8 protein-coding genes are annotated in these 14977 nt (G+C 68.1%); 3 read left to right on the top strand and 5 right to left on the bottom strand.

Going from position 1 to position 14977, the window contains the following annotated elements; genetic code table 11:
• Positions 1-19: 19 nt before the first annotated feature.
• The 5 genes from JQX13_RS00895 to JQX13_RS00875 form a co-directional block, all read right to left on the bottom strand.
• Entirely contained in the window at positions 20-1048 is a 1029-nt protein-coding gene (locus tag JQX13_RS00895) for an NAD-dependent epimerase/dehydratase family protein (RefSeq protein ID WP_203407186.1), read from the bottom strand.
• Positions 1045-5448 (bottom strand): AMP-binding protein, encoded by a 4404-nt coding sequence (locus tag JQX13_RS00890; RefSeq protein ID WP_203407185.1) that lies wholly within the window; start codon positions 5446-5448, stop codon positions 1045-1047. The genes JQX13_RS00895 and JQX13_RS00890 overlap by 4 nt, the downstream gene beginning before the upstream one ends.
• 19 nt (positions 5449-5467) lie before the next feature.
• Complete coding sequence (locus JQX13_RS00885; protein WP_203407184.1) at positions 5468-7081, bottom strand: lactate racemase domain-containing protein; 1614 nt, start codon at positions 7079-7081, stop codon at positions 5468-5470.
• A gap of 18 nt (positions 7082-7099) precedes the next feature.
• Positions 7100-7765 (bottom strand): HAD family hydrolase, encoded by a 666-nt coding sequence (locus JQX13_RS00880; protein WP_203407183.1) that lies wholly within the window; start codon positions 7763-7765, stop codon positions 7100-7102.
• Between the two features lie 265 nt (positions 7766-8030).
• Positions 8031-9008, bottom strand: a complete 978-nt coding sequence (locus JQX13_RS00875; protein ID WP_203411817.1) for an NAD-dependent epimerase/dehydratase family protein — start codon at positions 9006-9008, stop codon at positions 8031-8033.
• 199 nt (positions 9009-9207) lie between these two features.
• Here JQX13_RS00875 and JQX13_RS00870 point away from each other — a divergent pair, with 199 nt between their 5' ends.
• The 3 genes from JQX13_RS00870 (at position 9208) to glgX (ending at position 14928) form a co-directional block, all read left to right on the top strand.
• Positions 9208-9546 (top strand): SWIB/MDM2 domain-containing protein, encoded by a 339-nt coding sequence (locus JQX13_RS00870; protein WP_203407182.1) that lies wholly within the window; start codon positions 9208-9210, stop codon positions 9544-9546.
• A 199-nt stretch (positions 9547-9745) separates the two neighbouring features.
• Entirely contained in the window at positions 9746-12793 is a 3048-nt protein-coding gene (gene treY / locus JQX13_RS00865; RefSeq protein ID WP_239014452.1) for a malto-oligosyltrehalose synthase, read from the top strand.
• Positions 12790-14928 carry a glycogen debranching protein GlgX gene (gene glgX, locus JQX13_RS00860; protein WP_203407180.1) on the top strand — a complete coding sequence of 713 codons (2139 nt, stop codon included), beginning with the start codon at positions 12790-12792 and terminating at the stop codon, positions 14926-14928. The genes treY and glgX overlap by 4 nt, the downstream gene beginning before the upstream one ends.
• Positions 14929-14977: the final 49 nt, after the last annotated feature.

Genomic DNA, 14977 nt, shown 5'->3' with positions numbered 1-14977 from the left:
TGAAGTAGCCCGCAGCCCCTCAGGTCCCCTCGCGCAGCTCCTCGAGCCGGCCCTTGGTGCCCGGGAGGTGACCCGGCGCCATCCGCGTGTACAGGTACTGCACCGTGTCGTGCAGCGTCTCGTGGACGTCGCGCGCCTTGAAGCCCAGCTCGCGCTCGGCCTTCGAGGAGTCCAGCCAGAACCAGTGCTCGCCGATGTCCACTTCCTGCGGATCCAACGTGGGCTTCGTCCCGCGCCACTTCGCCACCTGCTCGAGCACCTTGGCCCCGAGCACGTTCACTCGCGGAGGCAGTCGCAGCCGGGGCGCGGCCACGCCCGACAGGCGCTCGAGCCGCTGGAAGAAGTCCGACATGGACAGGTTCACGCCCATCAGGTGGCGGCCGTACACCTCGCCCTGCGTCAGCGCGTTCACGAAGGCGTCCGCCAGGTCGCGCACGTCCACGAAGGACATGCCGCCACCGGGCATGGCGGGAATCTCGCCCTGCAGGAACTTCAGCACCGTCCACGTGGAGGACAGCCGCTCGTCCCCCGGGCCCATCAGCAGGCTGGGGTTGAGCACCACGAGGGGAAGGGCGTGCTTGCGGCAGTACTCCAGCGCGAGCTTCTCCTCATAGATTTTCGACAGGTAGTACGGCCAGCGTCCCACCACCTCGATGGGGTAGGCGTCGTCCTCCGTCCCGACGCGCGCCTCCTTGGACACGGCGATGGTGCCCGAGGTGGAGGCGAGGATGACGCGCTGGACGCTGGACTCGCGCACGTCCTTGAGCAGCTCGCGCGTGGAGTCCACGTGCAGCTCGTACATCTTCCGCGCGTCCTTGTCCTGGAAGGAGACGAGCCCCGCCAGGTGGTAGAGGGCCTGCACGCCCTCGAGTGAGCGCCGGACCGCGTCGCGGTTCTTCAGGTCGCCCTGGACGTACTCCACCTTCTCGAAGCCCGGGCCCACCGGCTTGGAGCGGCCGATGATGCGCACCTCATGGCCCGCGGCGACGAGCCGCGGCACCAGGTGCGAGCCCAGGAAACCGGTGCCTCCGGTGACGAGCAGCTTCACGACTCACTCCCTCCCGAGGACAGCGCGAGCCGCTGCTCCTCGATCGTCGCGGATTCATCGAAGTTCAGCACGCGGCCGGCGGCCAGCGCCTGGATGGAGTCCTCCGCCAGCTTCGTGGCGTAGCGGTAGCTCTCCGAGCGCGCCATGCCCTGCGTCTTGACGCGCAGCATCTCGTACGTCAGCGCGGGCCCGATATGGGCCTCCAGCTCGCGTGACTTGGGGAGCATGCGGCCCTTGGGCAGCGCCTCGTAGGTGCCCTTCAGGTAGATGGGCAACACGTCCACCTGGTAGGTGAGCGCCAGGTAGCCGAGGGTGGGCTTGAACTCGAGCAGCTCCCCCGTCGTCGAGCGCGTGCCCTCGGGGAAGATGAGCAGGTTGAAGCCCTGGCGCAGGGCGTTGCCGGCCAGCCGCAGGGACTCGCGCAGCGAGCCGTGCCGGTCCATGGGGAGCAGGTCCGTGAAGTTCTCGAAGTACGCGCGCTTGAGCGGCGTATCGAAGAAGTAGTCGCGCGCCGCCAGTGTGGTGAGCCGCTGCCCCTGCTCGCCGAGCACCACCTTGACGAGTCCCATGTCCAGGTGGCTCGTGTGGTTGGCGATGACGAGGAAGTTGCGGTTCATCGGGATGAAGGGCTTGCCCGTCACCTTCACATCGAACAGGCCGCCGAAGATGGCCTGCTGACCGAGCCGTACCAACTGCCGGCCCACCGTGACGAGCGGCTCCGGCACCGGAATCTCCACCTCCTCGGAACTCGTCACCTCCCGGGAGATTTCCCTGGCGCGCGTCTCCACGGCGGGGCGGCGGCCGCTGGACACCACGAGCTTGCGCAGGTCCTCCACCGTCTGCACGTGCGTCAGGTCGTTCACCGCGGGCAGCGGCACGCCGGCCTGCTCCAGCGCCACGGACAGCTCGGTGAGCATCAGCGAGTCCAGGCCCAGGTCCACGGAGAGGCGGGCCTCGGGGCGGATGTCCGCGAGGGGCTTGTTCACCACCTCGGCGATGAGCGGGTAGAGCCAGTCGGACACACCACCGGTGCTCAGCACCTTCTCGCGGGCCTTCTCACCCGAGGAGGCCAGCCGCTCCAGCCGCTTGAGCTCCTCCACCACCACCTTGCGCTTCACCTTGCGTGACGAGGTGCGCGGCAGCTCTCCGTCCCAGAAGCGCAGCACCTTCACGCGACGGTAGAAGGGCATCTCCATGCCCACCTTGCGGAAGTGCTCCTCCAGCTCGCGCCGCACCTCCTCGCGCGGCCGGTCCTTGTAGTCCGGCACGCAAAGGCAGGCGACCTTCTCCCCGCCGGCCTCGTCGGGCAGGCCGACGATGGACAGCTCCTTGATGTGCGAGTGGGTGCTGTACGTGTCCTCGAGCTCGTCCGGGTACACGTTCTTCCCGTTGGCATCGATGATGACGTCCTTCTTGCGGCCCACCAGGTACAGCCGGCCCTCGGCGTCGATGCGCCCGAGGTCACCCGTGTACAGCCAGCCCTCCTTGAGGACGGCGTCGGTGGACTCCTTGTCCCCGAAGTAGCCGGCCATGACGTTGGGGCCGCGGGCGATCACCTCGCCGATGCCCTCGGTGTCCGGGTCGAGGATGCGCAGCTCGATGCCGGGCAGCGCCTTGCCCACCGTGCCCGCCTGACGCTTGTTGACGCGCGTCTCGGACACCGTCAGCACCGGGGCCGCCTCGGTGAGGCCATAGCCCTCGATGATGTTGAAGCCCAGCTGGTGGAAGGCCTTGTGCACGTCGTCCGGCAGCGCCGAGCCACCCGACACCAGGAACTTGATCTTCCCTCCGAACTTGCGGTGCACCGGCCAGAAGAGCAGCTTGCCCAGGTTGAGGCTGCTGCGGTTGCGCAGCTCGCCGTGCGCCGACATGAGCGACTTGATGGCCTGCTCCACCATGGGCGGCCGGCTGGCCATCTCCTGCGTCACCTTGCGGTGCAGGAGTTGCCAGAGCGCGGGCACACCAATCATCGCCGTCACGCGGCCCGTCTCGAACACCTCGCCCAGCCGGTCCGAGGTGAGCTCGTCGATGTACGTGATCTCCGTGCCGCGCGAGAAGGGCGTGAGGAAGCCGGCGGAGAACTCGAAGGTGTGGTGCAGCGGCAGCACGGAGAGGACGGCGTCACCCATGCCCACGTTGAAGGCGCCCGCCAGCTTCGCGATGAGGGAGGCGAAGTTGCGGTGGGTGAGCATCACGCCCTTGGGCGTGCCCGTGGTGCCCGAGGTGAAGATGAGGCTGGCCACGTCGTCCGCGGCGGCCGTGCGGCGCACAGGCCCGATGTTGTCCGGGTACGCGGGGTCACCGCTCATCGCCTCGGCGATGCTGACCACTCGTGTGGACAGACCCGCCCCGGTCAGCGCCGCCTCCAGGCCCGGCAGCTCCTCGGCGGCCTTCTCCGAGAGCAGCAGCACCTTCGCCTCGGAGCGGCGCGCGATGTTGACGACCTCGGCCTCGGTGAGGCTCGAGTCCACGGGGACGGCGGTGGCGCCCGCGCGGAGGATGCCGAAGTAGGAGACGGGCCACTCGGGCCGGTTCTCCGAGAGGATCATCACCCGCTCGCCGCGCTTGACGCCTTCCTTCATCAGGAAGCTGCCCACGCGGTTGGCGTAGCGGTTCACCTCGCCGTAGGTGAGGCGCTCCTCCTTCTCGTTGGCGGCGTAGCGGAAGGCCACCCGGTGGCGCCACGCGTTGACGCTGGCCTCGAGCATCTCCAGCAGGTCGCGGTGCGCGGGGATGACGGTGCGCCGCTTCGTCTCCTCCTCCATGCCCGGGAACACCCACTTCTCCAGGCCGGGCAGGTGGGTGTCGAGGAAGTAGGTGCGCCAGTCGATGGCCTCCGGCGCCCAGGGGATGAGGGCCCGGTCATGGGGAGCCATGCGCGCGTACACCGAGCGGGTGTTGTCGCAGCGGAAGACGTAGCGGTTGTCGTAGAGGAAGGGGAGGAAGAGCTCGATGAGCCCCACCAGGCTCTGCGCCTGGTTCTCCACCTCGTCCAGCGTCTCGCGGGCCTTCTCCAGCACGGCCTGCACGTTGGGCGCGCCCCAGGTGGGCTTCACCTCGTCGATGACCTGGCGCAGGAAGCGCGCGCCCTTGACGAACATGGGGGCGCTGAGGTTCTCGAAGACCTGGCGGCTCACGGGCACGGGCTCGACGCGCGAGCGCACCTGGTTCATGAGCGAGTTGCCCGTCTCCTTGTGGCGGTAGTAGCGGCGGCGGTACAGGCCCACCAGCTCGATGGAGCGGCTGGCGTAGAACGGGTTCACGTCACCCGAGGCCAGGTTGTAGACGCGCCGCTCCTCCACCTGCATGCAGTGCGCGGTGATGCCGATGGTGGCGCCGGCCACGTGGTCCACGGGAATCATGTCCAGGATGGCGCGATCGCCCGCGGGGATGTTGCGGTGGCCCTTGATGCCGGCGAAGGCCAGCGGCGCCGAGGTGGTGAAGCCCTCGTTCCACCCGGGGAAGGGGAAGTGCTGGGCGGACTCGACGATGGAGGGCCGGACGATGGCGTAGCGCAGGCCCGGCGTGCTGGCCATCACCTGCTCGCCCAGGCTCTTGGTGTACGTGTATGTGTTGGGCCAGCCCCAGTGCTTCGCCCGCTCCATGCCGGCGCGCACCAGCTCGCCGGTGAGCCACAGCTTGCGCTCGCGGCCCATGGCCAGCCGCAGCGTCTTGTCGTCCGTGGCGTCGCGGCCCTCCTGCTCCAGCCGCTCCAGCGCCTTCTTGCGGAAGAGGGACGCCAGGGCCTTGTCATCCGCCTGCTCGCGCAGCCGGGCGACGATCTTCTCCGCGTCCGCGAGCTCCTGCTCCAGGCTGAAGTCGCGCCCGTCCAGCTCGTCGCGGCGGGGGAAGTAGCCCACCACCTCCTCGTCCTCGAAGACGAGCCCGCTGCGGTTGCCGGCCACGAAGGCGGTGGACATGTGCACCAGCGGCACGCCCCACTTCAGCGCCAGCTCCACGGTGTACTTCACGCCGTGGGTGTTGACGTTGAGGCCCACCTCCAGCGACGGGTTGAAGGACACCAGGCCCGCGCAGTTGACGATGGCGTGCACCTTGCCCGTGAGCGCGTCCGCCTGCTCCGGGGTGAGGCCCATGAGCGGATCCGTGATGTCGCCGTCGAGCACCTCGCACTTGCGGCGGATGTACTCGAGCGCGCCCTCCTCGCCGTGGAGGTCACGCAGTGGCTGGAAGGGCTCGCTGGTGGCCACCTTGTCGAAGAAGCGCTGCTCGGCGGACTTCGCATTGCCCTTGCGCACCAGCACGTAGAGCTTGTCCAGCGCCTCGCCGTAGCGGGTGAGGAGCATGGACAGGGTGACCTTGCCCACGAAGCCGGTGGAGCCCGCGAAGAGCAGGCGCTTGCCGGAGAAGACCTGGGAGACGTTCAGCTCGGAGACACTCATCGTGGGGAACTCGGGGGGCTTACTTCACGTCGACCATGACGGTGGGGGCGATGCGCAGCAGGCTGATGCTGGCCGAGCGGCCCATGAAGCCGCGCGCTTCCTCGATGGCCTCGGTGAGGGTGTCGGTGCGGTCCCAGCCGAGCAGCGCCGGGACGTGGTTGTTCTCCGCGCCCGCGACGATGACCTTGCCCACGTGCTGGCGGCCGTTCTCGCCCCAGTACCACATGTAGAGCGGGTGCACGCCGTGGTAGGCGTTGCCCTTGCGGTACAGGTGCACGTAGCTGGGGTTCTCCGCGAACTCGCGCTCGTACTTCTGCTCGATTTGAACCGCGTCGCGCGTCTCGGGCAGCACCCGGTTGAAGAACTCGATGTAGCTGGGGTGCTGCACCGGGTCGAACTCGTCGAAGGCCGGGTGGGTGAGGATGAGCACGCCGCCCTTCTTCACCAGCGGCACGCCGCGGTTGAGGTTGAAGAAGTAGCCCAGCCCCATCACCTGCACCAGCAGCGGGTTGAGGATGGAGTTGACGCTGTAGGGCGAGATGAACGGGATGGGGAAGATGACGATGTCGCTCTGCCCCTGCACCGGCACCACGTACTGCTGCCAGCTCTTCTCCAGCGTCTTGGCGTGGGTGGGCTCGGTGGCGCCGGCGAACACGCCCGTCACGTCGTAGGGCGCGGGGATGGAGTTGAGCACCTTGCGCGCCGCGGCCCGCGGCATCTTCGACAGCGCGTAGCGCATGGCATGGAACTTCAGCCGATCCGCCTCGGTGTAGTCCTCCTCCCTCTTGTGGAGGAACTCCACGCCGGGGCCGAACATGCGGTTGTTCAGCGCCGTCTCGATGTGGAACACCTTGAGGTGCTTGTCGATGGCCTTGCCGATCCGCTCGTTGCGCCGGTACAGCTCGCTGTGCCCCGGCTCCATGTAGCTCTTGGACTCGCGGATCGTCTTCGGGTTGTGGTGCGCCTTGAGGCTGGCGTAGTTGGCCACGCCGGTGCCCATGGACTTGTGCCCGCCGTTCATGGGCACGAAGTTGACGTTGACGTAGACGATGAGGTCGCTCTCGGCCACGCGCCGGTTGACGGCCACCACGTGCGAGCCGCACGGCGTGCGCTCCAGCTCCACCATGCCGTCGGGATCCTCGGCGTCATGGTTGTAGTAGCGGTCCGGGTAGTAGGCGTCGAAGATCTTCTGGCCCACCATGCGCCGCATCTCGCCCTCCGTCATGCGGCGGTGCAGGGCGTTGGCGATGATCAGGTGGACGTCGTCCACGCCCGAGTCGGCGCACAGCTCCAGCACCACCTCGAGGATGGACTGGCGCACGTCCGGCGTCGCCATGGGCGGCAGCGGGACGGAGATGTCGTCGATGACGCAGGTGAGCCGCATGCCCGGGCGCAGCAGGGCGTGCAGGGGCTCCATGCCCTCGGGGTGGTTGATGGCCCAGCGGATGGCGGCCTTGACGTTGGGCACGCCGGCCATGGCCGGCCGGGGGAAGATGACCCGGGTGCCCACGGGCAGGTCCTCGAGGAGGAAGTTCTCCCCGGAGAAGAGCGCCCGTGGCGGGCTGCCCTTCTCGGTGATGACCACCTGGCTTTCCTCGTCGTAGAGCTTCTGGAGCGTCTTGAGCGGGCGCATGTCGAGCGGAGTCTTCCGTTACTTGAGGTCGAGGATGGGCCAGTTGTAGGCCCGGGCGATGGAACGCAGGCGCATGTCCGGGTTGACGGCCGTGGGCCGCCCCACCACGGACAGCATGGCGTAGTCGGAGGCGCTGTCGGAGTAGCCGTGACACTGGTCGAGCGCCAGGCCCTCGCGGACGCAGTAGGAGCGTATGGCGTTGGCCTTGTTCGCCCCTTCGATGATGGGGGGAATCACCTTGCCCGTGGCCTTACCACCAACGAACTGCATCTTGTTGGCGATCATGTCGTCCGCGCCCAGGTAGCGGGCCAGCGGGCGCATGCTGAAGTCCAGGGCTCCGGTGACGAGCACGATGCGGCAGCCGACGCGGCGCGCCTGGTCGATGAGGTCTCGCGTCTGCTCGTAGATGGCGGGCTTGAGCACGTCCTCGAACATGTCCTCGGCGACGGTCACCAGTCGGTCCTCGGACAGTCCGGCGTAGTACCGGTAGAAGAACTCGTTGAAGGCCTTGCGGTTCACCGCGTCCATGGCGGCGAACAGGGGCGCACTGGCCGCGGTGGCCAGGGTCCTCCCGGCAATGCCCAGGAGCGAGCCCCGGTTCATCGCGTAGTAGGCGTAGACGTGGACGACGTTGGTCTTCACCAGCGTCCCGTCGACATCGTAGAAGGCAGCTTTCGCGGGCATGGGCAAGGCGGGCTTCCTGACACCGGAGTCAGGCGTGTGTCAACCTCGCGTAGCAGCCGTGAATTCGTCCCGAGAGGGGCAGGGAAGCGTCGAGACGGTCGGGTCATGTGTTCGCGCTGCCTCGGGTGTCGAGAGAGGCGGCTCGGTGAGCACGGAGACAGCCGACCAGCGCATGCGCTCGGCGCGCGGAAGCGAGCGACGCTCGTTCCGTCTTCCTCTTTATCCTACATATTGAGGTCCCTTCAGGAGTTGCCCGGCGCGGCGCTCACAGCCAGCCCCGTTGCTTGTACCAATGGGCGCTGCGGCGGATGGAGTCGGTCACGTCCCGCGTGGCCCGGAAGCCCAGAATCCGCTCGGCCTTGGCGCTCGAGCACGTCCAGGCCGGCGCCAGGAGTTGACGTGCGAACTTCCGGTTGAGGGGCAGGCGTCGGCCCGTCAGCCGCGTCACCCCGTCCGCCACGGTGGCCAGTGTCGTCAGCACGGAGGGGGCCACGCGCACCGTGCGGGGTTGGACCCCCAGTGCCCCGGCGGCGATGTCCTGGAACTCCTCCAGCGAGAGCGGCCGCGGTGTGCCCACGAAGAAGGCCTGTCCCAGGGCCTCGTCCCGCTCGGCCACCCGCAGGAGCAGGTCCACCACGTCCTCCACGTCCACGAGGGTCAGCGGCCGGGGGCCCCCGCCCAGCTCCAGCCTCAGGCCCCTGGCCACCAGCTTGAACAGGAGGAGGTTCTCGTGATCCCCGGGCCCCACGATGCGGGGTGGGCGCACCACCGTCACCGGGAGCCGGTCCGCGAACGAGAGGGCGATGCGCTCGGCTTCGGCCTTGCTCTCGCCATACCACTCCACGGGTTGGAAGGGGTCCTCCTCCACCTTGGGCCTCCCGGGGGTGGAGGGCCCCGAGGCGCCCAGCGAGCCGGCCAGCACCAGCCGGGGCCGCGCACCGGTGGCCACCAGGGCCTCGCACAGCAGGCGCGTCCCCTCGGCGTTGACGCGCATGAAGTCCTCCCGGGTGGCGGCACGGCGGATGCCCGCCAGGTGGAAGACCACGTCCCGGCCCTCCACCGCCCGGGCCAGTCCGGACGCGTCCGTCACGTCCCCCTCCACCGTCTCGTACTCGCGGCCCACCAGACCCGAGAAGTCACTTCCGGGCCGCAGCAGACAGGCCACTTTCAGGCCCCGCGAGGAGAGCGCTCGCACCAGCCAGGAGCCGAGGAAACCGTTCGCGCCGGTGACGAGGATGTTCAACATGGTGTGTTTCTCCTGAGAAAACACTCTTCCCTTCCGAGGGAGAAACACTATTTTCCCCTCGGCCCTCAGAGGGAAAAATGCAGCGGAGGGCTGTTTTTCGGCCTCGGGCGTGCTACTAGGCGCTCGACGGCTCTGGGTGTGAACAAGCCGTGCAACGCCCCCGGACACGCGAACAGGGGGAGGAGATCCGAACAGAATGGCCGCCAAGAAGACCACCGCCGCGAAGAAGGCTCCCGCCGCGAAGAAGGCCCCTGCCGCCAAGAAGTCCGCTGCTGGGGGCAAGAGGAAGCCGAACGCGGCGTTCATGAAGGAGATGACTCCGTCCGCCGCCCTGGCGGAGATCGTCGGGAGCAAGCCGCTGCCGCGCACCCAGGTCGTCAGCAAGATCTGGGACTACATCAAGAAGAACAACCTCCAGGACGCGAAGAACAAGCGGCAGATCAACGCCGATGACAAGCTCAAGCCCATCTTCGGTGGGAAGAAGTCCGTCACCATGTTCGAGATGACGGCTCTGGTGAACAAGAACCTGAGCTGAGCCGGATTCCCCGCTCGCACGGGGTGTTGTCATCGGAGGGCTCGCCACCAGGTGGCGGGCCCTCTGCACTTTCGAGGGACGAGCGGCCAGGAGCGTTGGGTAGCGTGCGGATGGGCGTCTCGGTGGTGGTCAGAAGGGCCTATCGATCCTACGACTGGGGCATATGCGACTCGAGGGTACAGTTGTGTCGGGAGGAGAGATGGGGCAGGCGGGCGTGGAGACCCTGGCCGGGGCGCTGTACGGGCGGGTACGGGATGAGTTGTTGGCGCGAGCCACGCCGCTCTCCACCTATCGTTTGCAATTGCACAAGGGCTTTCCCTTCACCGCGGCGCGGGAGGTGGTGCCCTATCTGGCCCGGTTGGGGCTGACGGACGTGTACTGCTCGCCCTACCTCAGGGCGACGCCGGGCAGCACCCACGGCTACGACTGCGTGGATCACAAGCAGCTCAACCCCGAGGTGGGCTCGCCCGAGGAGCACGCGGCCTTCTGCTCCGCCGTGCGCGCGCATGGACTCGGTCAGGTGCTGGACGTGGTGCCCAACCACATGGGCATCGAAGCCTTCAACCCGCTGTGGTTCGACGTGTTGGAGAACGGCCCGTCGTCCCTGTACGCGCGCTTCTTCGACATCGATTGGAGCCCGGTGAAGGACGAGCTGGAGGGCAAGGTGCTCCTTCCGGTGCTGGGGGACCAGTACGGCGTGGTGCTGGAGCGGGGGGAGCTGAAGCTGGGCTTCCGGGATGGGGCCTTCTTCGTCCACTACTACGACCGCACCCTGCCCGTGGCCCCCCGGCAGTACGGGCGGGTGTTGCGGCGCGGCCTGGAGGAGCTGGAGGGCCGGTTGGGGGCGGAGAACACGCACCTCCTCGAGCTGCACTCCATCCTCACCGCCATCGGCCACCTGCCTTCTCGCACGGAGACCGATCGCGCCAAGGTCGTCGAGCGCAACCGCGAGAAGGAGGTCATCAAGCGCCGCCTGGCCGCCCTGGCCGAGGCCTGCCCCGAGGTGGCGGACCATATCTCCGCCAACGTGGCGGCCTTCAACGGCACTCCGGGCAACCCCCGCTCCTTCGACGAGCTGGGCGAGCTGCTCGAGGGGTGCAGCTACCGGCTGGCCCACTGGCGCGTGGCGGGGGAGGAGATCAACTACCGTCGATTCTTCGACATCAACGGGCTGGCCGCCATCCGGGTGGAGGATCCGGATGTGTTCGCCGAGGCCCACCAGCGCATCTTCGACTGGCTGCGTCAGGGGTGCGTCACCGGGCTGCGCATCGATCACCCGGACGGGCTCTATGATCCAACGGCCTACTTCCTCAACCTGCAGGAGCAGTACTTCGTGGAGCGGGCGCGAGCCGTCTTCGAGGCCGAGCACGCCGAGCGGGCGGAGCTGTGGCCAGAGGTGGAGCGGCGGCTGCGCGAGCGCTGGCAGGGCGAGGCGGGGGCCCGCGTGGACTCGCCGCTGCGCAAGGCGCTCTACGTGGCGGTGGAGAAGATCCAGGGAGGCCGCGAGCGCATCCCGGAGGCCTGGGCGGTGCATGGCACCACGGGCTACCGCTTCGCCAACGCGGTGGGGGGCGTCTTCGTGCGGCCGGACGCCGAGGCGCCGCTGACGGAGACGTATCACCGCTTCATCGAGGAGGCGCCGGACTTCGAGGAGCTGGTCTACGACAAGAAGCGCCTCATCCTGCGCGACTTCATGTCGAGCGAGCTGAACATGCTCGCCCACCGGCTCAACCGCATCTCGGAGATGAACCGGCGCACGAGGGACTTCACGCTCAACAGCCTGCGGCGGGCGTTGGCGGAGTTCATCGCGCTCTTCCCCGTCTACCGCACCTACGTGGACGACTGGCGGCCGGAGCTGGACGAGCGCGACGTGCGCTACATCCGGGACACCCTGCGCCACGCCAAGGCGCGCAACGCCACCCTCAACGCCAGCATCTTCGACTTCCTGGGGGACGTGCTGTTGCGGCGCTACCCGGAGCACCTGGGGCCGCACGAGCGGGCGGAGATGCTGGCCTTCGCCATGAAGGTGCAGCAGGTGACGGGCCCGGTGATGGCCAAGGGCCTGGAGGACACCGTCTTCTACGTCTACCACCGGCTCGTGTCCCTCAACGAGGTGGGGGGGGAGCCGGAGCAGTTCGGCACCTCCGCCGAGGTGTTCCACTCCCGCAACCAGGAGCGCGCGGAGCACTGGCCCGCGAGCATGCTCACCACCAGCACGCACGACACCAAGCGCAGCGAGGACGTGCGCGCGCGCATCAACGTCCTCACCGAGCTGCCCGAGGAGTGGCGTCAGCGGGTGGATCGCTGGTCCCAGCTGACGCGGGCCCACCGCACGGAGCTGCCCCATGGCGTCGCTCCGTCTCTCAATGACGAGTACCTCTTCTACCAGACGGTGGTGGGGGCCTGGCCCATGGGGCCGTCCCTCTCCTCGGAGGAGTTGGCGGGCTTCCGCAACCGCATCCGCGACTACATGCTCAAGGCCATCAAGGAGGCCAAGGTCCACACCTCGTGGACCAACCCGGACCCCGCCTACGAGGAGGGGGTGTCGCGCTACGTGGAGGCCTGCCTGGACGAGAGCCGCAGCCGCGTCTTCCTCGAGGATCTCCAGGCCTTCAAGCGCCGCATCGAGCGGGCCGGGCAGCACAACGCGCTCGGGCAGTTGCTGTTGAAGGCGATATCCCCCGGCGTGGTGGACACCTACCAGGGCTGCGAGTTGTGGGATCTGTCCCTGGTGGACCCCGACAACCGCCGGCCGGTGGACTACGGCCTGAGGGCCCGGCTGCTGGAGGCGCTGGACCGGGAGGCGGAGCACAACCGGCCCGGGCTGTGCTCCCAGCTGGCGGCGGACATGGACGACGGCCGCATCAAGCTCTTCGTCCTGGCCGAGTCCCTGCGCCTGCGCCGGCGCCAGGCGGCCCTCTTCCACCACGGGGGCTACCGGGCCCTGAACCTGGTGGGCCCGCGCGCGGACGCGGTGGTGGCCTTCTCCCGCGAGCACGAGCGCTCCGTCGTCATCGCCGCCGCACCGCGTTACACCCTCTCCGCCCTGGAGTCCCCCGGGGGGCTCACGGGGGCCTATGAAGAAACGTCCCTGGATCTGCCCGAGTCCTATGCCAGCATGACGTTCCGGGACGTGTTCACCGGGCGGGAAGTCCGGCCGGGGCGTCAGGCGGGTAGCGTGGTGCTGCCCCTGGCTCCTCTGCTGGCGGGCTTCCCGCTGGTGCTGTTGGAGAGGAGCGATGGATGAAGCGGGCCGAGGTGCTTCCGGGCAAGCCGTATCCCCTGGGCGCCACGTACCTTGGTAATGGAGTCAACTTCGCCGTCTTCAGCGAGCATGCGCGGAAGGTGGAGGTGTGCATCTTCGATCCGGAGCAGCCCTCGCGGGAGCTGCGCCGCTACGTCCTGCCGGAGCAGACGCAGCACGTGTGGCACGGCTTCATCCCGGGGCTGCAGACGGGCACCCTCTACGGCTTGCGCGCCCACGGCGCCTACGAGCCCCGGCGCGGTCTGCGTTTCAACCCGCATAAGCTGCTGGTGGACCCCTACGCCCGTGCCCTGCACGGGCAGGTGGACTTCTCCGCCCCCGTCTACGCCTACACGCTCGGGGAGTCGGAGCAGGATCTCAGCTTCGACACGCGCGACAGTGCCGCCGGCGTGCCCAAGGCCGTGGTGATCACCGACGACTACGACTGGGAGGGGGACAGGCTTCCCTCCGTGCCGTGGAACCGGACGCTCATCTACGAGGCCCATGTGAAGGGCCTCACGAAGCTGCACCCGGCCATCCCCGAGCACCTGCGTGGCACCTACGCGGCCATGGGCCACCCGGCCATCCTCGAGCACCTCACGAAGCTGGGTGTCACCGCGGTGGAGCTGCTGCCCATCCACGCCCACGTGGATGAACCCTTCCTCGTCAACAAGGGCCTCACCAACTACTGGGGTTACAGTACCCTGGGCTATTTCTCCCCGGACGCGCGCTTCAGCTCCTCCGGCTCGCGCGGCGGCCAGGTCGTCGAGTTCAAGTCCATGGTGAAGGCGCTCCACCGCGCCGGCATCGAGGTCATCCTCGACGTCGTCTACAACCACACCTGCGAGGGCAACCACCTCGGGCCCACCCTGTCCTTCAAGGGCCTGGACAACGCCGCCTACTACCGGCTGCTGGACAAGGATCCGCGCTACTACCAGGACTTCACCGGCACCGGGAACTCGTGGAACGCCACCCACCCCTACGCGCTCAAGCTCGTCATGGACAGCCTGCGCTACTGGGTGCAGGTGATGCACGTGGATGGCTTCCGCTTCGACCTGGCCACCACCCTGGGACGCGACCGGTACGGCTACGACACCCGCGCCGCCTTCTTCCAGATGGTGCACCAGGATCCGGTGCTCAGCCGCGTGAAGCTCATCGCCGAGCCCTGGGACGTGGGCGACTTCGGCTACCAGGTGGGCAACTTCCCCGTGGTGTGGAGCGAGTGGAACGGCAAGTACCGCGACACCATCCGCCGCTACTGGAAGGGGGATGACCGGCAGGCGGCGGAGATCGGCTACCGGCTCACCGGCTCGTCGGACCTGTACGCGCTGAGCGGCCGCAAGCCCACCGCGAGCGTCAACTTCATCACCGCCCACGACGGCTTCACCCTGCACGACCTCGTCACCTACAGCCAGAAGCACAACGAGGCCAACCTGGAGGAGAACCGGGACGGGGCCAACGACAACCACTCGTGGAACTGCGGCGTGGAGGGCGAGACGGCGGACCCCGTCGTCAACGAGCTGCGCGAGCAGCAGAAGCGCAACTTCCTCGCCTCGCTCTTCCTGTCCCAGGGCGTGCCCATGCTGCTGGCCGGTGACGAGATGGGCCGGACCCAGCGCGGCAACAACAACGCCTACTGCCAGGACAACGCGATCTCCTGGGTGGACTGGAACCTCTCCGAGTCCCAGCGCAAGCTGCTGGACTTCACCTGCCTCCTGAGCCGGCTGCGCCGCGAGCAGCCGGTGCTCACCAAGCGCAAGTTCTTCCGCGGCTCCCATATCTGGGACAGCGAGCTGAAGGATCTGGCCTGGTTCCGTCCGGACGGGCAGGAGATGAAGAAGGAGGACTGGGAGAAGCCCTACGTGCGCTCCATCTCCTTCCTGCTGGGCGGAGATGCGATCGCCTCCCCGGACGACGAGGGCCAGCGCATCGTCGGGGACACACTCCTGGTGCTGATGAACGCCCACCACGAGCCCATCACCTTCCAGCTCCCGGCCATCGAGTGGGGCGCGGACTGGGAAGAGGTGGTGGACACCGGCCAGTCCCGCGTGTCCCTGCACACCCATACGCCCGCCGGTGGCGCCGTGGTGGTGGCGGGCCGGGCCCTGGTGGTGCTACGCCGCCCGGCGACGGAATAGCCGTCTCGCCGGAGCAAGCCGCTCAAGGTTGTCGACGTCGGGTCTCCCG

It is taken from the genome of Archangium violaceum (assembly GCF_016859125.1).
Lineage (GTDB): Bacteria > Myxococcota > Myxococcia > Myxococcales > Myxococcaceae > Archangium > Archangium violaceum_A.
This window is presented reverse-complemented; position numbering and strand designations above follow the sequence as displayed.

Bases quoted from the DNA above. Each gene is read 5' to 3' on its own strand.
- JQX13_RS00890 (WP_203407185.1), bottom strand. From the start codon at position 5,448: ATGAGTGTCTCCGAGCTGAACGTCTCCCAGGTCTTCTCCGGCAAGCGC.
- treY (WP_239014452.1), top strand. From the start codon at position 9,746: ATGGGGCAGGCGGGCGTGGAGACCCTGGCCGGGGCGCTGTACGGGCGG.
- JQX13_RS00870 (WP_203407182.1), top strand. From the start codon at position 9,208: ATGGCCGCCAAGAAGACCACCGCCGCGAAGAAGGCTCCCGCCGCGAAG.
- JQX13_RS00885 (WP_203407184.1), bottom strand. From the start codon at position 7,081: ATGCGCCCGCTCAAGACGCTCCAGAAGCTCTACGACGAGGAAAGCCAG.
- JQX13_RS00880 (WP_203407183.1), bottom strand. From the start codon at position 7,765: ATGCCCGCGAAAGCTGCCTTCTACGATGTCGACGGGACGCTGGTGAAG.
- glgX (WP_203407180.1), top strand. From the start codon at position 12,790: ATGAAGCGGGCCGAGGTGCTTCCGGGCAAGCCGTATCCCCTGGGCGCC.